Raw genomic sequence first — 18,131 nt, 5'->3', positions numbered from 1 at the left:
CGAGAAGTAATGCTGCGGGTGCGTATGCCCATGCTCAGCGAGGAAATTCATGTCCCAGCGCCGCTGGATATCACGCGGTTTGCTGCGATTTCCAGTACTCCAGCGGCGGCTTGCCCACCAGTTGCGTGAAGCTGCGCGTGAAATGGGCCTGGTCGAAGAAGCCCAGCCGTGCCGCCAGCTCGGCCAGGTCCGGCGCCGCCGCCTGGCCCAGCCGCCAGGTGGCCTCTTGCAGCCGGAATCGCTGGATTACCCACTTTGGCGACACGCCCACATAGTTGCTGAACAGCCGCTGCAGCGTGCGCTCCTCGATACCCAGCTGCGCCGACAAGGCCGCCACGCTGACCGGCCCGTTTGCCGCGGCGGCTGCCTCCACCGCCTGCTGCGCCAGCAGCGCGCGCTCGTCCACCGGCGGCAGCGCAACTGCCAGCAAGGCATCCGCTGCTGTCACCATGTCCGCATCGCTGCGTCCACGCTCGTCGCCCAGCACGCGCAGTTCCGCCTCGGCGCCCGCAACGCCCAGCACCTCGTCCACCGGCATGGTGCGGTCCGCCAGACGGGACAAGGGATGCGGCAGGAAAGGCCGCAGCCCGCCCGGCTTGAAGCGCACGCCGAGCACCTTGCCGGCGCCTTCCACCTTGCGCTCGAACGCGCCGCGCACCACGCCGTGGATGGCGGTCTGGCCCCGGTCGAGCACCAGATGGGCGTTCGGATACGGCAGCACACGCTGCGTCTCCGGCGGCCGCCCGCCCAGATCCCACTCCACCACCCAGTGATAGTCAACAAACGGCTGCAGCGCCGCCGAGGGCGGATACGTGGCCAGCCGGATGCGGCGCGCCGCGCCCGCCGGATCGACCACGCCCTTGGGCATCAGTGTCTGCGCGCTGTCGGTTTTTTCCAATCTTTTCTCCCGTCCCAACATTACAGTGAAGCTCCACCTTCCAAGAAAGCGCGCCATGAAACCAGTCCTCGCCATCCTCGCCGCCCTCGCTTGCCTGTCCGCCCGCGCGGAGCGTGTGGAAGGCACGTTCGAGATCAAGATGTCGCCGGCGTCCGCGCCGCAGCACGAAGGCCGCACGGCCACCGGGCGCATGTTACTTGAAAAACAATACTCCGGCGACCTGCAAGCTGCCGGCACAGGCGAAATGCTGACGGCCGTGACCGACACCAAAGGCTCCGCCGCCTACGTCGCCATCGAGCGCATCACCGGCACGCTGAAGGGGAAGACCGGCAGCTTTGTCGTGCAGCACGCCGGCACCATGCACGGCGGCGACAGCCAGCTCGCGGTGACCATCGTGCCCGACTCCGGCACCGGAGAACTGGCCGGCATCAGCGGCCGGATGTCGCTGAAGCAGGTGGACCGCAAGCACCAGTACGAACTGGACTACGTGCTGCCCTGACAGCGCATCGGCCGGACACAGATGTACTTGACTTCTTACACCTGTCAGATATTATTGACATATCAAATCAATAACCAGGAGAGGTCTATGAAAGAAGTGTCTTTGTTCCGGCTGTATGCGCTGCGGGCGGTGTACCTGCTGATCGTTGTGGGACTGGCGCTGCTGGTCTGGCCCGGCATCCTGCACCACAGCAAGCCGTGGGAGCTGATGGAAGGCGTGGTGGTGTGCATGCTGGCCGCGTTCTCGCTGCTGTGCGCGCTGGGCCTGCGCTATCCGCTGCAAATGCTGCCCGTGTTGCTGTGGGAGCTGGTCTGGAAAGTGCTGTGGCTGTCGCTGGTTGCGCTGCCCGCCTGGCGCTCCGGAAACATGAGCCAGGCCGTGCTGGAAAACACCATCGCCTGCATGGTGGTGATCGTGGTGCCGCTGGCCATGCCCTGGCGCTACGTGTTCGACCACTACCTGAAAAAATCCGGCGACCGCTGGCGCCTTGCGGCCAATTAACATGCGAATATAGGGGCTATGAAAAAATCCCTCGCATACTTTCCCCTGGCGCTGGCGGCAGCGCTGACAACGATGGCCGCCACGGCGCAGGATGGCGCGCCGCTCAAGACGCAGGTCGCAAAGCGCATCGACAGCATGTATCCGCAGCTGGAAATGGTCTACAAGGACTTGCATGCCCATCCCGAAATCGCCTTCCAGGAAGTGCGCACCGCCGCCAAGCTGGCGGCCGAGATGCGCGCGCTCGGCTTTGAAGTCACCGAAGGCGTGGGCAAGACCGGGCTGGTGGCGATCTACAAAAACGGCCCTGGCCCAACCGTCATGGTGCGCACCGAACTGGACGCGCTGCCGATGGAGGAAAAGACCGGCCTGCCTTACGCCAGCAAGGCGCGCACCCAGTCCGGCGGCGCGGAAACCTACGTCATGCACAGCTGCGGCCACGACATCCACATGGCCAGCTGGCTGGGCGCGGCGCGCACCCTGGTCGAGCTGAAATCGCAATGGCAGGGCAGCCTGATGTTCATTGCCCAGCCGGCCGAAGAAACCGTATCCGGGGCCAAGGCCATGCTGGCGGATGGCCTGTTCAAGCGCTTCCCCAAGCCGGACCTGGCGTTCGCCCTGCATTCCTGGCCCACCGCGCACGGCACGGTCGGCTACAACGTCGGGCCGGTGTCGTCCAACTCCGACTCCATCGAGATCGTGTTCAAGGGCCGTGGCGGCCACGGTTCCGCGCCGGACAAGGCGCTGGACCCTATCGCCATCGCCGCGCGCTTCGTGGTGGACGTGCAGACCGTGGTCAGCCGCGAGAAAGACCCCAAGGAATTCGGCGTCGTCACCATAGGCGCGATCCAGGGCGGCACCGTGGGCAACATTATTCCGGACAGCGTGCTGGTGCGCGGCACCATCCGCTCCTACAGCCCTGGCGTGCGCGCCAAGCTGCTGGAAGGCGTGCGGCGCGTCGCCAATGCATCGGCCGCGATGGCGGGCGCGCCGGCGCCGGACGTGGAACTCAAGTCCGGCGGCCAGGCCATCATCAACAACGAAGCGCTGGTGCGCAAGACCGAAGCCGTGCTGAAGGACGCACTCGGCGCCGCCAACGTCGGCTTGATCGCGCCGATGACGGCCAGCGAAGACTTCTCCGAATACGTGAACCAGGGCGTTCCCGGCATGTTCTTCTTCACCGGCGTCTATCCCGCCAAGGCCGTGGCCGAGGCCGAAGCCGCCGGCGGCAAGCCGCTGGCCTTCAACCACTCGCCGTTCTATGCGCCGGTGCCCGAGCCGTCCATCAAGACGGCGGCGCAGGCCATGAGCCTTGCGGTGCTGAGCGCACTGGCGCGCTGACGGCCATGCAGCCCGTGTTCTGGCGCGACGCCGCGCTGCCCTTCATCGAGGCGCGCTCCATACGCGGCGGCCGCGACCTGTGCTACGCGCGGCATACGCACAGCACCTTTTCCATCGGCGCGGTCACCGGCGGCGTGAGCACCTACTGGAACCGGCGCAGCAAAGAAACCGTGGGCGCGGGCAGCGTGGTGGTGATCAACCCGGAGGACGCGCACGCCTGCAATCCCGCCGCCGGCCAGCCCTGGTCCTACCGCATGTTTTATGTGGACGTGGCCTGGCTGACCGCGCTGCAGCACGAACTCGGCTTCAGCCCCAATGCGGACTTCCGGGCATTTTTAACGACCTTGAACACCTCGCTGTTCGCCGGCCTGAACCGGCTCTACGACACCTTGACCTCGGCGCACGCAGACGGCTTGCAGAAGGAGAGCGCAGCCCTCGGCTTCTTTATGGACATGCAGCAAACGCTGGACCCGGCGTCCGCGCCGCTGGCGGGCGCCAACGGCAAGCTGCTGCGCGCCGCTGAATTCATCAGCGACAATTGCACGCGCCTGCTCAGCCTGGACGACATTTGCGCTGCCGCCAGCCTGTCTCCGGCCTACCTGATCCGCGCCTTCAAAGGCCAGTTCGGCATGACGCCGCACGCCTACCTGGTCAACCGCCGCATCCAATACGGCCAAGGGCGGCTCAAGCGCGGCGCCGCGATTGCCGACGCCGCGATCGAAAGCGGCTTTGCCGACCAGGCCCACTTCCAGCGCGCCTTCAAGCAGCACCTTGCGGCCACGCCGGGGCAGTACCGGGGCCGATAAGGTCCACCACGGCCTGGAATACCCGGGCCGGTTCTTCCGCGATGCGGTTCAGCACGTAGAGGAAATACTCCTCGCCGAAGATCGCATACTCGCGGGTTTGAAAGCCGCGCCGGCGCAGCGCGTCCAGGCCGTCCGCTCCCAGCCCGAACAGCGTTTCAAATTCCGATTGCTGCGGCGGCAGTTTTTGCTCCAGGATGAAGCCGGCCAGATCGTTCTGCAACTGCGCGTCGTGCGTGGCGAGCGAGCACTTGTGGCCGCTGGTCAACAGGGTCTGCGCAAAGCGGCGGTAGGCGGCGGCCAGTTCCGGGCTGCTGCGGTCCCAGGCAATCCCGGGCGATTCAAGGAAGGCGCCCTTGACCAGGCGGATGCGGCCGGGCGCTTCCATCAGCCGTGGCAAGTCCTGTGCGCTGCGGTGCAGTTTGGCGGGCACGGTGATCCCCACGTTGTCCAGCCCGGCCTCGCCGTGCAGCCGGAGATAGGTGGTGTAGATCAGGCCGGCGCGGTCCGCGCCCTCCATGGAAATCATCACCTCGCGGCCGGTGCTTGCGGCGGCGCTGGCGATGCGCCTGGCGTTGCGATAGCCCAGCTCGGGGTCGACCAGCAAGCCGACGTGGGACAGATCCAGCGACACCGAGCACGGCAGCTGTTCGTGCGCGATGGCGTGCACCAGTTCCAGGAAGACCGCCGTGTCGGCGTTGGCCTTGCCCTCGTTGCGGCAGCTTTCGCCCACAAACTCCGCCGATCCTGCATGTCCGCGCGCGGCAACTGCGTGCAAATGCCGCACCACGTCCGCGACCGTTTGCCCCGCCACGTAGCGCGCAGCCACACGGCGCATATAAGGCCGTAGCTGCGGATCGTTGCAGAAGCGTTCTTTTGCCTGCTCGTTGAGCGCCAAAGAGCGCAGGCTGTCGGCCGCCAGCGCCATCATGTTCGGGGTGTGCATCGTCTGGTCCTTTCAAATTAACGAAAGGACAGCGTATGCGCACCCCGTGCCGCTGTATTGAAGGAAATTGCCCTGCTTAAGACTTGTTGGACTGCAGGGTAAAGCCGATCAGGCGCGCCACCACGGCCGCGAGATACATCAGGCCGACCAGCATCTCGACGCTGGCGATGGCCCGCGCCTGGGAGGTCAGCGGAATGACGTCGCCGATGCCGGTGCTCGACAGCAGGGCGAAGCTCAGATAGTTCAGCTCGGTCCAGGTGCGCGGCGCGGCGGCGTTCACCGCTGCGCCGAAAGTGCCGGGCTGCAGGGTCTGGAGCAGGATGAACACGTGCGTGAAAGCCCAAGCCAGCAGCGTAAACGCCGCGCCCGCCGCGAACAGCTCGTCCGTCGTGGCCTGGCGGTCCTCCATCATATAGGCCACCAGGCTGGCGGCCGCATAGAAGTAGAACGCCGCCTCCAGCGCGGAGGACCAGGGCAGCAGCCCGGGCAGGTCGAACGCCATTTGCAGGCCCAGCAGCGCAATCACCGGCCCGGCGATGCTGGCGCTGATCCAGGCGTGGCCAGGCGTGCGCCGCACCATGCGTGTGGCGACCAGCAGCACGAGAATGCCGAACACATTGAAAATAATGTGGCCGCCGCGCACGCTTTCGATAAAGGGATACAGTAGCATGCCCAGCAGTTGCGTCAGCAGCAATACCGCCGACGGGTGGCGCTTGGTGCTGCGCATCAAGGGGAAGGGATTCACGCTTGCGCCCCGCGCAGGGTCTCCAGCACTTGCCGCACCGGCGCCGGGATGGGCACCGAGCGGTTGCTGGCGCGCGCGACGTAGACGTGGACGAAATGGCCGGCCGCGCAAGGCTGCTCGTCGTCATTGCGGAACAGCGCGATTTCATAGCGCACGCTGGAATTGCCCAGCTTGGCCACGCGGATGCCGGCGTGGATGGTGTCCGGGAAGGAGATCGAGCTGAAGTAGGCGCAGCCGCTGTCGACCACGAAACCGACCACCTCGCCTTTGTGAATATCGAGCACGCCGCGTTCGATCAGGAACTGGTTTACCGCCGTGTCGAAATAGGAATAATAAACAACATTGTTGACATGGCCATACACGTCATTGTCCATCCATCGCGTAGCAATGGACAGGAAATGGGGGAATTGCGAGCGTTTGGCGTCGCGCATCGTCATGGAAGCTCCTGGTTCTGGGGTACAATTGATCCTTACGCGCGGGCAATCGGCGCAGCAAAACAATACCATCATTAAAGGTTTTTCATGAGTCTCCAATGCGGCATCGTCGGCCTGCCTAACGTCGGCAAGTCCACTCTTTTCAATGCACTGACCAAAGCAGGCATTCCGGCTGAAAACTATCCGTTCTGCACCATCGAGCCCAACGTCGGCGTGGTGGAAGTTCCGGACCCGCGCATGGCCGCCCTGGCCGAGATCGTGAAGCCTGAACGCATGGTCAACGCCATCGTCGAGTTCGTCGACATCGCAGGACTGGTGGCGGGCGCTTCGCAGGGCGAGGGCCTGGGCAACCAGTTCCTGTCGCACATCCGCGAAACCGACGCCATCGTCAACGTGGTGCGCTGCTTCGAAGATGAAAACGTGATTCACGTGGCCGGTAAAGTTAGCCCGCTGGACGATATCGAAGTTATTCAAACCGAATTGGCGCTGGCCGATCTGGGCACCGCTGAAAAAGCGCTGCACCGTGAAAATAAAAAAGCCCGTTCCGGCGATAAAGACGCTGCCAAACTGGTCGCCCTGCTGGAAAAAATCATTCCGCAATTGAATGAAGCCAAACCAGTGCGCGCCATGGGCCTGGACGCTGATCAAATGGCGATCATTAAATCGCTGTGCCTGATCACCGCCAAACCGGCAATGTATGTGGCCAACGTTTCCGATACCGGCTTCACCAATAATCCGCTGCTGGACCAATTGACCGAATACGCCAAATCGCAGAATGCGCCTATCGTTGCCATTTGCGCCTCCATCGAAGCGGAAATCGCCGATCTGGACGATGCGGATAAAACCGAATTCCTGTCCGATATGGGCATGGAAGAGCCAGGCCTGGACCGCCTGATTCGCGCCGCATATAAACTGCTGGGCTTGCAGACCTATTTCACCGCCGGCGTAAAAGAAGTGCGCGCCTGGACCATCCATATCGGCGATACCGCTCCGCAAGCGGCCGGTGTTATTCACACCGATTTCGAACGCGGCTTTATTCGCGCCCAGACCATTGCCTATGACGATTACGTTGCGCTCAAAGGCGAAGCGGGCGCCAAGGAAGCGGGTAAGATGCGCGCCGAGGGCAAGGAATACGTGGTCAAGGATGGCGACGTACTGAACTTCCTGTTCAACGTCTAAATATCCAGCGGCCTAGGCCGCAATAAAAAAGCCGCGAGCAATCGCGGCTTTTTTTTCGTCCGTATTTTTCGTCAGCCGGGCACGGGGTAGGCCGGCACACTCAAATCTGGCGCGAACAAGCTAAAAGCTGGCTTAAAATGGCCACGCCAGCCCCATGAAAGCATGGGTAGCCGAGGTTTTACTGCGCGGCGGCCGGTTTGGCTTCGAAGTCCTTGATGATCTTGGTGAACTGGTCCATCAGCGGATTGGGCACCGCCAGCGACAATTGATAATGCTCGATCTCGAATCCGGACGCAGTGCGGTGAAGCACGCCGCTGGCCTGGCATATCCCCATCTGCGTATTCAATTGCTCATCAAACCAGGCATAACTTTTATCTGGCGAGAAATAGATATTGCGCTTGGCCGCAGTAAATGCCCAGGCCTTTTTCCTGTCGAAATAAGGCTTGGCCCAGACCTTGAATTCGTCACGCGTCCATATTTCTGTTTTATCCGTGCCGATATAAATCCCCTTGACCGCCATTTTGTCGAAATAGATGGGATCTGCTTGGGCAGCATCTTTATGCCACTGATCCATAAACGTATTGACCTGCGCGCGGAATGCCTCATCGGCGGCGGGCGATTGGGCGGCGGCGCTGGCGCTCATCAGCAGAAACACGAGGGTGGCGAGCAATTGCTTCATGGAGACTCCCGAAAAAAATGGTAAAGCCAGCATACACCAGGGCGGGCGATGGGCGGGCCTGGCTGTATAATCGTCAGGTTCGCCGGCCACCGGCCCAATAGCACCTCCTCACCACAGAAAACGAAATCACATGGCTTCATCCAACGATAACGTCAGCATGGCGCTGTTCTGCGACTTCGAAAACGTCGCCCTCGGCGTGCGCGACGCCAATTACGAAAAATTTGACATCAAGCCCGTACTGGAGCGTTTATTGCTCAAGGGCAGCATTGTGGTCAAAAAAGCGTATTGCGACTGGGACCGCTACAAAGGTTTCAAAGCGCCGATGCACGAAGCCAATTTCGAACTGATCGAAATCCCGCACGTGCGCCAATCGGGCAAAAACTCGGCCGACATCCGCATGGTCGTGGACGCGCTGGACTTGTGCTACACCAAAGCCCACGTTAACACTTTTGTCATTATTTCCGGCGACTCGGACTTCTCGCCGCTGGTCTCCAAGCTGCGCGAGAACAACAAGAAAGTGATCGGCGTGGGCGTCAAGCAGTCCACTTCGGACTTGCTGGTGGCCAACTGCGACGAGTTCATCTTCTATGACGACCTGGTGCGCGAAAGCCGCCGCGCGGCCGCCAAGCGCGACACGCGCGAAGGCCAGCCCGCCGTCAAGCGCACCCCGGAAGAAGAAAAACGCCGCCGCGAGGAAATGGACAAGCGCCGCCGCGAAGCGGTGGACATGGCCGTCGAGACCTTCGACGCGCTGGTTTCCGAGCGTGGCGATTCCGGCAAGATCTGGGCCTCCGTGCTGAAAGAGGCGATCAAGCGCCGCAAGCCGGACTTCAGCGAGTCCTATTATGGTTTCCGCACCTTCGGCAACCTGCTGGAAGAAGCCAAGGCGCGCGGCCTGCTGGAATTCGGCCGCGACGAGAAATCCGGTGCCTATGTATACCGTAGCAGCGGCGCAGGCATGGGCGAGCAGGGCGCGGCGGGAGAAGGCTCGGCGCCGGTGGCGGCGCCAGGCGCAGGTGAATCCGGCGAAGTTCGCCAGGATGGCCGTCCGGATGGCCGCCAGGAAGGCCGTCACGAAGGCCGGCGCGGCCGCGGCCGTGGCCGCAACCGCGGCGGAGACCGCTACGCCAGCCAGGAACCGGTATCGGAAGAAGTGTCGGCCGAACTGCAATTGGCGCAGGATGAAAACGCCTACGCGGAAGCCGAAGCCGTGCATGCCGCCGACGACGCCCCTTACGTTCACCCGGCCGTGGACGCGGAAGGCGGCGAGGCAGCTGATACTGTCGAGCAGCCGGCCGGCGGCGAGCAGGGCAGCGACGTAGTCGACGACCGCGACGAGGAAGAACGCGCGCTGGACGAAGCCGCCGCCGCCATTGCCAACGGCACGCGCAATGCGCGCGCCGCGCAGCAGCAGGCAGGCCAGGGCAAGCGCAAGCCGCCCAAGATTCCAGCCCGCCAGGCCAAGGCCGCCAAAGTGAAGGCGTCCCAGGCTGCCTCGGGAGGTGATTCGCGGGGCAAGCCAGCGGCGCAGCATGCCGCGCCTGCAGGCCGCCAGCCAGCCGCCCCGGCGGTTGTCCCGGCGCCGGTGCAGCCGCTTGCCGAGGTGGTGCAGGACAGCGTGGCTGCGGAAGCGCCTGTCGCCGTGCAGCCAGCCGTACAGCCGGCCACGAAAGGCCGCGCGCGCGCTCCCGCCAAGGGCCGCGCCAAGGCCGGCGAGCCGCGCCTGACTGCCGCAGCAGCCGAGGCAGCAGTGGTGGAAGCTCCCGCCGCCGCTCCGGCCCAGGAAGCGGCAGTTGCCGCCGAAGCGGCGCCGGCGCGTGCTGGTGGCCGCCGTGGCGCTGCTTCGGCCAAGCCGGCCCGGCCAGCCAAGGCCGCCAAGGCTGCCGAAACGATCGCCGAGCCTGCCGCGCCAGCCGCCGAGCAGGGCGATGCCGCCGACGCATCCGGCGACGCCAAGCCAGCCCGCAGCCCGCGCCGTCCGCGCAAGCCCGCAGCGAAATAAGGCAGCACCCGCAACCGGCGGACTGCCCGTCCGCCGGCGGCGCAGCCCGCGCCCAAAACGCCCCCAGCCCGCGCTGGGGGCTTTTTTTGCCGCCCGCCCGCGCAGCGCTGCGGTTTTCCCCGATTTACTGCTGGTCACTTTGCTGCCATACTGCCAACTTGAATAACATTTAGGCAGCGTCCGTTCGCGTTGCCTGCGGCGGTCAGCATGGCTATCCTCTCCGAAATCAACCTCTACCCGATCAAATCCTGTGCCGGCATGCCGCTGCGTTCCGCCACGCTGACCAGCGCAGGGCTGATGAAAGAGCAGATTTACGACCGCGAATGGATGGTGGTGGACCAGTCCGGCCTGGCGCTGACCCAGCGCGAGCATCCGCGCATGGCGCTCATCGTGCCGCGCCTGAAAGCGGACACGCTGGAACTGCGCGCGCCCGGCATGCTGCGCCTGGAGATCGCCCTCGGCCTGCCCGACCCCGAGCTGGCGCCCAAGCTCACCGTGCAAGTGTGGGACGACCAGGTGCTGGCCTACGACTGCGACGCCACCACCGCCGCCTGGTTCAGCAGCTTCCTCGGCCTGCCGTGCCGCCTGGTGCGCTTCCATGCGCACGCCACCCGCGCCGTGTCGCAGAAATGGACCAATGGCGTGGCCGCCACCACCATGTTCTCGGACGGCTATCCGATCCTGGTAGCCGGCAGCGCCTCGCTGGCGGACCTGAACGAAAAGTTGCTCAAGGCCGGCCGCGAGGCGCTGCCGATGAACCGCTTCCGCCCCAACCTGGTGATCGACGGCATAGGCGCGTTTGAAGAAGACTACGCGGAAGATTTCCGCGCCGGCAGCGCCGTACTCAAGCCGGTCAAGCCCTGTCCGCGCTGCCCCATGCCCTCGATCGACCAGGCCACCGGCCAGTTCGGTCCGGACCCGCTCGACATCATGGCCGGCTACCGCGCCAAGCCCGAAGTGGAGGGGGCGCTGTGCTTCGGCATGAACAGCATCCTGCTCGAAGGCGACGGCCAGCAGCTGCATGTGGGCCAGGAAATCGACGTCAACCTGGCCTTCTGATGACCACCACCATGCCCGACAAAAAGTCCCAGGCGCTCGAGCTGGCGGCGGAAAACCAGGCGCTGCGCACGCGCATGGCCTACCTGCTGGAGCAGGCCGAGCGCAACCACAACATCATGATGCGGCACCAGGCCTTTGACCTGGAAATCGTCGGCGCGGGCACTTTCCCGGAGCTGGTGGGCACCATCTTCCGCACGCTGCCCATTATTTCCGAGCTGGAAGCGGTAACGCTGACGCTGATCGACGAAGGCGGCGACATCAACACGGTGATGGGCAAGCTGGGCGTGAACTTCAGCGAGTTCCCCGACCTGATTTTTGTGGAAGAAGTGGACGCCCTGGGCTTTGACCTGGGCCGCCGCAACGCCTACTCGCCCACGCCCAAGCCGCTGCTGGGCATGTACGACGCCGCCAAGCACGGGCACGCCTTCCCGCGTCCGCCGGACGGACTGCAAAGCGTGGCGCTGGTGCCGCTGCTGCGCAACAAGCGCATTATCGGCAGCCTGAACCTGGGCAGCGTGGACCCCACGCGCTTCACGCCCAGCCTGGGCACGGACTTCATCGAGCACATGGCCTCCATTATTGCCATCTGCCTGGAGAACGTGATCTCGAACGAGATGCTCAAGTACATCGGCCTGACCGACTCGCTGACCGGCGTGTACAACCGGCGCTATATGGACCGCCGCTTGCTGGAGGAAATTTCGCGCGCGCGGCGCCAAGCCTACGACATCTCCTTCATGTACATCGACATCGACCACTTCAAGCGGGTGAATGACACGGTGGGCCACCAGGGCGGCGACGAAGTGCTGCGCGAGGTGGCGCAGCGTATCAAGGCCGAGCTGCGGCTGTCGGACGCGCTGGCGCGCTTTGGCGGGGAGGAGTTCGTGGTACTGCTGATCAATGCGGACCTGGACAGCGCCGCCTTCGTGGCCGAGCGCATCCGCGCCGGCATCGCCGCCAGCATGATCCACGTCTCGCCCAGCGTGCGGGTATCGATCACGGCCTCGCTCGGGGTGGCCTGCCTGGACCGCAGCGACCTGTCGGTCACGCCGGAGACGGCCGCGATGGAACTGATCGCCCAAGCCGACTCCGCGCTCTACCAAGCCAAAGACAGCGGTCGCAACCGCGTGCTCACCTACCGCCCCGGCGACTAAACCTTAAGCAGCCTGAGCCGCATTCTCCCCATTTCGGGGTCAGACCCCGAAGGCGGATAAATGCGGCTCAGGCTGCTTGTAGGAATATTAGGCGAGCAGTAGGCGATTGACGCAGGATCGGCGCCACCTTGGCGCCTTGCCAACGCAGCCGGCGCTGTCGCCAGCGCTCTTTACGCCCATTGCAAGTGAACTGAGCCGCATTTCTCCCACCCCGGGGTCTGACCCCGAATTGGGGCGGATGCGGCTCAGGCTGCTTGTAGGATTGTTAGGTGAGAAGGAGGTGTTCGGCGCGGGCGACGGCGTCGGCGGCGCCGCGCAGCACGACTACGTCGCCTGCTTGCAGCACCGTGCCGGGCGCGACTTCGACCCCGCTTTTGCCGCGCCGGATGGAGGCGATTTCGGCGCCCGCCGTCTCTATCTCCACTTCGCTCAGCGCCTTGCCGACGCTGCCGGCTTTTTCGCCCAGCGCCACCGAGTGCAGCCGCAGCATCTCGTCGTCCCCGCCGGCGTCGCTGGCGCCGTGGAACCAGCCGCGCAGCGAGGCGTAGCGCGCTTCCCGCGCCGCCTGCACCCGGTGCACCACGCGCCGCAGCGGCACGCCCAGCATCACCAGCGCGTGCGAGGCCAGCATCAGGCTGCCTTCCATCAGCTCCGGCACCACTTCGGCCGCCCCGGCCGCTTTCAGCCGGTCCAGGTCCGTGTCGTCGTGGCTGCGCACGATCACCGGCAGCGCCGGCGCCAGCTCGTGCACCAGATGCAGCACCCGCAGCGCCGACGGCGTGCTGGCGTAGGTGATCACCACCGCGCTGGCGCGGTAGATGCCGGCCGCCACCAGGCTTTCGCGCCGCCCGGCGTCGCCGTAGGACACGTTGGCGCCCGCCGTCTGCGCTTCCTGCACCCGTTCCGGGTCCAGGTCCAGCGCGTGGTAGGCGATGTCTTCCTCGCTCAGCAGCGTGGCCAGGCTTTGCCCGCTGCGCCCGAAGCCGGCCACGATCACGTGCTTTTGCGTGCTCATGGTGCGCGTGGCGATCTTCGTCAGCGCCAGCGACTGCATCATCCATTCATTGCTCGACACCTTCATCACCAGCTGGTCGGACTTGGCGATGATGAACGGCGCCAGCAGCATCGACAGCACCATCGACGCCAGCACCACCTGGATAATGAACGGGTCCATCAGCGCCATGCCGCCGGCCAGGTTGAGCAGCACGAAGCCGAACTCGCCCGCCTGCGCCAGCGCCAGGCCGGTGCGCATCGACACCCCGTCCGACGAGCCGAACAGCTTGGCCAGCCCGGCAATGAGCGCGAACTTGAGCAGCACCGGCCCGGCCAGCAGCACCAGCACCAGCCACCAGTGCTCCACCACCAGCCGCAGGTTGAGCAGCATGCCCACGTTGATAAAGAACAGCCCCAGCAGCACGTCGCGGAAGGGCTTGATGTCCTCCTCCACCTGGTGCTTGTATTCGGTTTCCGAGATCAGCATGCCGGCCACGAAGGCGCCCAGCGCCATCGACAGCCCGGCCTTCTCCGTGATCCAGGCCGCGCCCAGCGTGATCAGGAGCAGGTTCAGCATGAACAGCTCCTGCGAGCGCCGCTTGACCACGATGGTGAACCAGCCGCGCACCAGCTTCTGCCCCACGAACAGCAGCAGCACCAGCACGATGGCGGCCTTGCCCGCCGCCCAGGCCAGCGTACTGAGCAGGTCGTCCGGGTTCTTCGACAGGGAGGGGATCAGTATCAGCAGCGGCACCACCGCCAGGTCCTGGAACAGCAGGATGCCGATAATCTTGCGGCCGTGCTCGCTCTCCAGCTCCAGCCGCTCGGTCAGCATCTTGACCACGATGGCGGTCGACGACATGGCCAGCGCGCCGCCCAGCGCGAACGAGGCCTGCCAGCCGATGTGCACGCCGGGCATCTGGGTCACCAGCAGCCAGCCCAGCACCATCGTGGCGGCGATGGTGGCCACCACCTGCGCCATGCCCAGCCCGAACACGATGCCGCGCATGGCCATCAGCTTGGGCAGCGAGAACTCCAGGCCGATCGAGAACATCAGGAACACCACGCCGAATTCGGCCAGGATGTGGCCGGCCTCGCTCTGTTCGGCCAGCCCCAGCGCGTGCGGCCCGATAATAATGCCGACCGCCAGATAGCCCAGCATGGGCGGCAGGTGCAGCATCCTGAACGCGACCACGCCCAGCACGGCGCTGCCCAGCAATAACAGGGTCAGTTCTAGCGGTGAAAACATGCGGCGGTTCCAGGTCAGCAGCCGATCCCGTTGTTTGTTGGGACTGGCAAGTTTTTTGCTTTCGCAATTCGGCTATACTTCCGGCATGAGTGTAACCGATGGAAATCCCATGCTGAAAGCTTTTGACAACAATACGGCCGAACGCGCGCTGGCGCTGGCCCGAGAAACCCTGCGGATCGAGGCGGACGCCATCATCGCCATGCACGCGCGCCTGGCCACCGACGACAGCGTCGGCAAGGCGGTCGCGTTGTTGCTGAACTGCAAAGGTCGCGTTGTGGTGTCCGGCATCGGCAAATCCGGCCATATCGCGCGCAAGATCGCCGCCACCCTGGCCTCGACCGGCACCCCGGCCCTGTTCGTGCATCCTGCCGAAGCCGCGCACGGCGACCTGGGCATGGTCACGCCCGAGGACGCCTTTATCGCCATCTCCTATTCCGGCGAAAGCTCGGAACTGATGGCCATCCTGCCGGTGGTCAAGCGCATGGGCAGCACCCTCATTTCCATGACCGGCAAGCCCGGCTCCAGCCTGGCCAAGCTGGCCGACGTGCACCTGGACGTGTCGGTCGACAAGGAAGCCTGCCCGATGAACCTGGCGCCCACCGCCAGCACCACCGTGACCCTGGCGCTGGGCGACGCGCTGGCCGTGGCGCTGCTGGACCTGCGCGGCTTCAAGGAAGAAGACTTCGCGCGCTCGCACCCGGGCGGCGCCCTGGGCCGCCGCCTGCTGACCCATGTGCGCGACGTCATGCGCAGCGGCGACGCCATCCCGGCCGTGGGCCTGGACACCCGCCTGCCGGACGCGCTGCTGGAAATCACCCAGAAGGGCATGGGCATGACCGCCATCGTCGATGCCGACAAGCGCCCGGTGGGCGTGTTCACCGACGGCGATTTGCGCCGCATGATAGAAAAAGTGCAGGATTTCAGCAAAGTGATCATCCGCGATGTGATGCACGCCAATCCGCGCAGCATTTCGCCTGATAAGCTGGCGGTGGATGCCGTCGCCATCATGGAGCAGTTCCGCATCAACCAGATGCTGGTGGTGGACGCCGACGGCAAGCTGGCCGGCGCGCTGCATATCCACGACCTGACCCGCGCCAAGGTGATCTGAGATGAACCAAGCCTACAACCTGGAAAACGTGGCGCGCGCCGCCAAGATCAAGCTGATGATCTTCGACGTGGACGGCGTGCTCACCGACGGCAGCCTGCACTACGGCCCGGACGGCGAAGTGATGAAGACCTTCAATGTGCACGACGGCCTGGGCATCAAGCTGCTGCAGGAAGCCGGCATCCTGACCGCCATCATCAGCGCGCGCCGTTCGCCGCAGGTGACGGCCCGCGCCAAGGACCTGGGCATCGAGTTCGTGCACCAGGGCGGCCACGACAAGCTGACCCCGTTCAACGACCTGCTGGCCAAGACCGGCCTGGGCGCGGACGAGGTGGGCTTTATCGGCGACGACGTGGTGGACCTGACGATATTGAAACGCGTGGGCTTCGCCGTGGGCGTGCCCAACGGCCGCGCCGATGTGCTGAGCCGCGTGCACCATGTGACCGAGGCGCATGGCGGCCGCGGCGCGGTGCGCGAGGTGTGCGAGTTCGTGCTGCGCGCCACCGGCAATTACGACAAGGTCATGGCCCAGTTCCTGGTCTGAGGGGGTAGCTAATGCGTAAACGAACCGCGCACCGCTGGCGCCTGAGCATGACCCTGGTGATCGGGGTCTTTGTTGCTTTCGGCACCTTCTGGTTGCTTCAGCTGATGAACCGCGGCGAAGAGGACATGCTGGCCGATAAGCGCCTGAACGAGCCCGATTACATCATCGAGCAGTTCAGCGTGGTGCGCATGGCCAAGGACGGCAAGCCGAGCTACATCGTGTCCGGCGACAAGCTGGTGCACCGTCCCATCGACGACGCATCGGAAATCGACAAGCCGGTGGTGCGCAACCTGAGCAGCACGCACCCGCCCATGGACATGAAGGCGGACCACGCGCGCGTGGACGAAAACAACTCGCGCGTGCAGTTGAAAGGCAATGTGCAGATCGACCGCGCGGCGCAGGGCAAGAGCCAGGCGATGCAGATCACCACGCCGGCGCTGACGGTGTATCCGGACGAGGACCGCATGGAAACCGACCAGCCGGTGCAGCTGGTGCAGGGCGGCGCCACGGCCAGCGGCACCGGCATGAAGGCCAACAACGCCACGCGCCAGGTGCAGCTGCAGGGACGCGGCAGCATCGTGTATCCGCCGGCAAAAACGCATTGATGAACGAACGAATGAATGGACTATGATGAAAAAAATTCTGATCTCGGCCCTGCTGCTGTGCGCGGCCGGGCTGGCCCAGGCTGAAAAGGCCGACTCCTACAAGCCCACCGAAATCAAGTTCGACCAGGTGGACGTGGACGACGTGAAGCAGATCCGCACCTTCACCGGCAACGTGATCCTCACCCGCGGCACCTTGCAGATGAAGGCCTCCAAGGCCGTCGTCACGCAGGACCCGGAGGAGTACCAGTACGTCACGCTGACCAGCGTGCCGGGCAAGCCTGCCACCTTCCGCCAGAAGCGCGACGGCGAAGGCGAACAATGGATAGAAGGCGAAGCCGAACGCATTGAATACGACGGCAAGAGCGAGCTGGTGCGCCTGTACACCAAGGCCAAGGTGCGCCGCCTGGAAGGCAGCAAGCCGAGCGACGAGGTGGACGGCGAATTCATCTTCTACGACAGCCGCAAGGAATTCTTCAGTGTGAAGAACTCGCCCACCGGCGATAGCAAGCCGGGCGCCGGCCGCGGCACCATGGTGATACAGCCGTCGTCCAAGCGTCCGCCGCCGCCGGCCGCATCGGCCACCCAGGCTGCGCCGGCGCAGCAGCCGGCAGCGGGGAAATGACGATGGCCGACGCAATGGAAGCAAGCTGCACCAGCACCCTGGTGGTGCGCGGACTGCAGAAGTCCTACGGCAAGCGCCAGGTGGTGCACGACGTGTCGCTGCAGGTCGAATGCGGCGAAGTGGTGGGCCTGCTGGGGCCTAACGGCGCCGGCAAGACCACCTCCTTCTACATGATCGTGGGCCTGGTGCCGTCCGACGCGGGCAGCATCGACATCGCCGGCGTGGACGTGTCGAGCATGCCCATCCACCAGCGCGCCACCCTGGGCCTGTCCTACCTGCCGCAGGAGGCTTCGGTGTTCCGCAAGCTGACGGTGGAGGAGAATATCCGCGCCGTGCTGGAGATCCAGAAGGTCAACGGCAAGGCGCTGACCAAGCAGGAGATCAATGAGCGCCTGGACCGCCTGCTGGCCGACCTGCAGATCGAGAAGCTGCGCGAGAACGCCGCGCTGTCGCTGTCGGGCGGCGAGCGCCGCCGGGTGGAGATTGCGCGCGCGCTGGCCACCAACCCGCGCTTCGTGCTGCTGGACGAGCCATTCGCGGGCGTCGATCCGATCGCCGTGATCGAGATCCAGCGCATCGTGCGCTTCCTCAAGGAGCGCGGCATCGGCGTGCTGATCACCGACCATAACGTGCGCGAGACGCTGGGCATTTGCGACCGCGCCTACATCATTAACCAGGGCAGCGTGCTGGCGTCCGGCCGTCCGGACGACATCATCGCCGATGAATCGGTGCGGCGCGTCTACCTGGGCGAACACTTCCGCATGTAATTCCTGAACCAG

The 18,131-nt window shown here is 64.7% G+C and carries 19 protein-coding genes; 13 read left to right on the top strand and 6 right to left on the bottom strand.

Translation table 11 applies throughout. The features are described 5' to 3' along the window. Positions 1-70 precede the first annotated feature (70 nt). A complete protein-coding gene (locus tag GTP77_RS06600; RefSeq protein ID WP_228894550.1) occupies positions 71-898 on the bottom strand; it encodes a helix-turn-helix domain-containing protein in 828 nt (275 codons plus the stop codon). A gap of 55 nt (positions 899-953) precedes the next feature. On the opposite strand from GTP77_RS06600, the gene GTP77_RS06595 reads away from it, so the two are divergent. The 4 genes from GTP77_RS06595 to GTP77_RS06580 all read left to right on the top strand — a co-directional run bounded on the left by GTP77_RS06595 (position 954) and on the right by GTP77_RS06580 (position 4,042). Beyond that, a complete protein-coding gene (locus GTP77_RS06595; RefSeq protein ID WP_161071391.1) occupies positions 954-1,397 on the top strand; it encodes a DUF3224 domain-containing protein in 444 nt (147 codons plus the stop codon). Positions 1,398-1,484: 87 nt separating this feature from the next. Further along, the gene (locus GTP77_RS06590; RefSeq protein WP_161071390.1) at positions 1,485-1,898 is read left to right on the top strand and encodes a hypothetical protein; all 414 of its coding nucleotides are present in this window, start codon (positions 1,485-1,487) and stop codon (positions 1,896-1,898) included. Between the two features lie 18 nt (positions 1,899-1,916). Next, complete coding sequence (locus GTP77_RS06585; protein WP_161071389.1) at positions 1,917-3,236, top strand: amidohydrolase; 1,320 nt, start codon at positions 1,917-1,919, stop codon at positions 3,234-3,236. A gap of 5 nt (positions 3,237-3,241) precedes the next feature. Further along, positions 3,242-4,042 carry an AraC family transcriptional regulator gene (locus tag GTP77_RS06580; RefSeq protein ID WP_161071388.1) on the top strand — a complete coding sequence of 267 codons (801 nt, stop codon included), beginning with the start codon at positions 3,242-3,244 and terminating at the stop codon, positions 4,040-4,042. Here GTP77_RS06580 and GTP77_RS06575 read toward each other — a convergent pair. The 3 genes from GTP77_RS06575 to GTP77_RS06565 all read right to left on the bottom strand — a co-directional run bounded on the left by GTP77_RS06575 (position 3,996) and on the right by GTP77_RS06565 (position 6,161). Then, complete coding sequence (locus GTP77_RS06575) at positions 3,996-4,985, bottom strand: proline dehydrogenase family protein (protein WP_161071387.1); 990 nt, start codon at positions 4,983-4,985, stop codon at positions 3,996-3,998. The genes GTP77_RS06580 and GTP77_RS06575 overlap by 47 nt on opposite strands. 76 nt (positions 4,986-5,061) lie before the next feature. Further along, the gene (locus GTP77_RS06570) at positions 5,062-5,730 is read right to left on the bottom strand and encodes an ion channel (RefSeq protein ID WP_228894560.1); all 669 of its coding nucleotides are present in this window, start codon (positions 5,728-5,730) and stop codon (positions 5,062-5,064) included. After that, positions 5,727-6,161: an acyl-CoA thioesterase gene (locus GTP77_RS06565; RefSeq protein WP_161071537.1), complete on the bottom strand. Its 435-nt coding sequence runs from the start codon at positions 6,159-6,161 to the stop codon at positions 5,727-5,729. Before GTP77_RS06565 ends, GTP77_RS06570 begins: the two co-directional genes overlap by 4 nt. Positions 6,162-6,251: 90 nt before the next feature. On the opposite strand from GTP77_RS06565, the gene ychF reads away from it, so the two are divergent. Continuing rightward, positions 6,252-7,343, top strand: a complete 1,092-nt coding sequence (gene ychF / locus GTP77_RS06560; RefSeq protein ID WP_161071386.1) for a redox-regulated ATPase YchF — start codon at positions 6,252-6,254, stop codon at positions 7,341-7,343. A 178-nt stretch (positions 7,344-7,521) separates the two neighbouring features. On the opposite strand, the gene GTP77_RS06555 is transcribed toward ychF, so the two are convergent. After that, a complete protein-coding gene (locus tag GTP77_RS06555) occupies positions 7,522-8,022 on the bottom strand; it encodes a nuclear transport factor 2 family protein (RefSeq protein ID WP_161071385.1) in 501 nt (166 codons plus the stop codon). A gap of 130 nt (positions 8,023-8,152) precedes the next feature. Here GTP77_RS06555 and GTP77_RS06550 point away from each other — a divergent pair, with 130 nt between their 5' ends. The 3 genes from GTP77_RS06550 to GTP77_RS06540 all read left to right on the top strand — a co-directional run bounded on the left by GTP77_RS06550 (position 8,153) and on the right by GTP77_RS06540 (position 12,234). Beyond that, complete coding sequence (locus GTP77_RS06550; protein ID WP_161071384.1) at positions 8,153-10,024, top strand: NYN domain-containing protein; 1,872 nt, start codon at positions 8,153-8,155, stop codon at positions 10,022-10,024. A 207-nt stretch (positions 10,025-10,231) separates the two neighbouring features. Beyond that, entirely contained in the window at positions 10,232-11,083 is an 852-nt protein-coding gene (locus tag GTP77_RS06545) for an MOSC domain-containing protein (protein ID WP_161071383.1), read from the top strand. After that, the gene (locus GTP77_RS06540; protein ID WP_161071382.1) at positions 11,083-12,234 is read left to right on the top strand and encodes a GGDEF domain-containing protein; all 1,152 of its coding nucleotides are present in this window, start codon (positions 11,083-11,085) and stop codon (positions 12,232-12,234) included. The genes GTP77_RS06545 and GTP77_RS06540 overlap by 1 nt, the downstream gene beginning before the upstream one ends. A 265-nt stretch (positions 12,235-12,499) precedes the next feature. Here the strand turns inward: GTP77_RS06540 and GTP77_RS06535 are convergent, their stop codons facing one another. Continuing rightward, positions 12,500-14,476: a monovalent cation:proton antiporter family protein gene (locus GTP77_RS06535; protein WP_161071381.1), complete on the bottom strand. Its 1,977-nt coding sequence runs from the start codon at positions 14,474-14,476 to the stop codon at positions 12,500-12,502. A 109-nt stretch (positions 14,477-14,585) separates the two neighbouring features. On the opposite strand from GTP77_RS06535, the gene GTP77_RS06530 reads away from it, so the two are divergent. The 5 genes from GTP77_RS06530 to lptB are packed head-to-tail and all read left to right on the top strand — an operon-like array spanning position 14,586 to position 18,119. Next, positions 14,586-15,584 (top strand): KpsF/GutQ family sugar-phosphate isomerase, encoded by a 999-nt coding sequence (locus GTP77_RS06530; RefSeq protein WP_161071380.1) that lies wholly within the window; start codon positions 14,586-14,588, stop codon positions 15,582-15,584. Between the two features lies 1 nt (position 15,585). Continuing rightward, a complete protein-coding gene (locus GTP77_RS06525) occupies positions 15,586-16,125 on the top strand; it encodes a KdsC family phosphatase (RefSeq protein ID WP_161071379.1) in 540 nt (179 codons plus the stop codon). Between the two features lie 11 nt (positions 16,126-16,136). Continuing rightward, positions 16,137-16,730 carry an LPS export ABC transporter periplasmic protein LptC gene (lptC, locus tag GTP77_RS06520; RefSeq protein WP_161071378.1) on the top strand — a complete coding sequence of 198 codons (594 nt, stop codon included), beginning with the start codon at positions 16,137-16,139 and terminating at the stop codon, positions 16,728-16,730. A gap of 25 nt (positions 16,731-16,755) precedes the next feature. Then, the gene (lptA, locus tag GTP77_RS06515; RefSeq protein ID WP_161071536.1) at positions 16,756-17,352 is read left to right on the top strand and encodes a lipopolysaccharide transport periplasmic protein LptA; all 597 of its coding nucleotides are present in this window, start codon (positions 16,756-16,758) and stop codon (positions 17,350-17,352) included. Between the two features lie 14 nt (positions 17,353-17,366). Then, the gene (gene lptB / locus GTP77_RS06510) at positions 17,367-18,119 is read left to right on the top strand and encodes an LPS export ABC transporter ATP-binding protein (protein WP_161071535.1); all 753 of its coding nucleotides are present in this window, start codon (positions 17,367-17,369) and stop codon (positions 18,117-18,119) included. Positions 18,120-18,131 lie beyond the last annotated feature (12 nt).

It is taken from the genome of Pseudoduganella aquatica (assembly GCF_009857595.1).
Taxonomy (GTDB): domain Bacteria; phylum Pseudomonadota; class Gammaproteobacteria; order Burkholderiales; family Burkholderiaceae_D; genus Rugamonas; species Rugamonas aquatica_A.
Note: the sequence above shows the minus strand (reverse complement) of the source record. Positions and strands in the feature narration are given on the sequence as shown.

Bases quoted from the DNA above. Each gene is read 5' to 3' on its own strand.
- GTP77_RS06545 (WP_161071383.1), top strand. From the start codon at position 10,232: ATGGCTATCCTCTCCGAAATCAACCTCTACCCGATCAAATCCTGTGCC.
- GTP77_RS06580 (WP_161071388.1), top strand. From the start codon at position 3,242: ATGCAGCCCGTGTTCTGGCGCGACGCCGCGCTGCCCTTCATCGAGGCG.
- GTP77_RS06540 (WP_161071382.1), top strand. From the start codon at position 11,083: ATGACCACCACCATGCCCGACAAAAAGTCCCAGGCGCTCGAGCTGGCG.
- GTP77_RS06525 (WP_161071379.1), top strand. From the start codon at position 15,586: ATGAACCAAGCCTACAACCTGGAAAACGTGGCGCGCGCCGCCAAGATC.
- lptB (WP_161071535.1), top strand. From the start codon at position 17,367: ATGGAAGCAAGCTGCACCAGCACCCTGGTGGTGCGCGGACTGCAGAAG.
- GTP77_RS06555 (WP_161071385.1), bottom strand. From the start codon at position 8,022: ATGAAGCAATTGCTCGCCACCCTCGTGTTTCTGCTGATGAGCGCCAGC.
- ychF (WP_161071386.1), top strand. From the start codon at position 6,252: ATGAGTCTCCAATGCGGCATCGTCGGCCTGCCTAACGTCGGCAAGTCC.
- lptA (WP_161071536.1), top strand. From the start codon at position 16,756: ATGAAAAAAATTCTGATCTCGGCCCTGCTGCTGTGCGCGGCCGGGCTG.
- GTP77_RS06575 (WP_161071387.1), bottom strand. From the start codon at position 4,985: ATGCACACCCCGAACATGATGGCGCTGGCGGCCGACAGCCTGCGCTCT.
- GTP77_RS06530 (WP_161071380.1), top strand. From the start codon at position 14,586: ATGCTGAAAGCTTTTGACAACAATACGGCCGAACGCGCGCTGGCGCTG.
- GTP77_RS06550 (WP_161071384.1), top strand. From the start codon at position 8,153: ATGGCTTCATCCAACGATAACGTCAGCATGGCGCTGTTCTGCGACTTC.
- GTP77_RS06585 (WP_161071389.1), top strand. From the start codon at position 1,917: ATGAAAAAATCCCTCGCATACTTTCCCCTGGCGCTGGCGGCAGCGCTG.
- GTP77_RS06535 (WP_161071381.1), bottom strand. From the start codon at position 14,476: ATGTTTTCACCGCTAGAACTGACCCTGTTATTGCTGGGCAGCGCCGTG.
- GTP77_RS06565 (WP_161071537.1), bottom strand. From the start codon at position 6,161: ATGCGCGACGCCAAACGCTCGCAATTCCCCCATTTCCTGTCCATTGCT.
- GTP77_RS06590 (WP_161071390.1), top strand. From the start codon at position 1,485: ATGAAAGAAGTGTCTTTGTTCCGGCTGTATGCGCTGCGGGCGGTGTAC.
- lptC (WP_161071378.1), top strand. From the start codon at position 16,137: ATGCGTAAACGAACCGCGCACCGCTGGCGCCTGAGCATGACCCTGGTG.
- GTP77_RS06595 (WP_161071391.1), top strand. From the start codon at position 954: ATGAAACCAGTCCTCGCCATCCTCGCCGCCCTCGCTTGCCTGTCCGCC.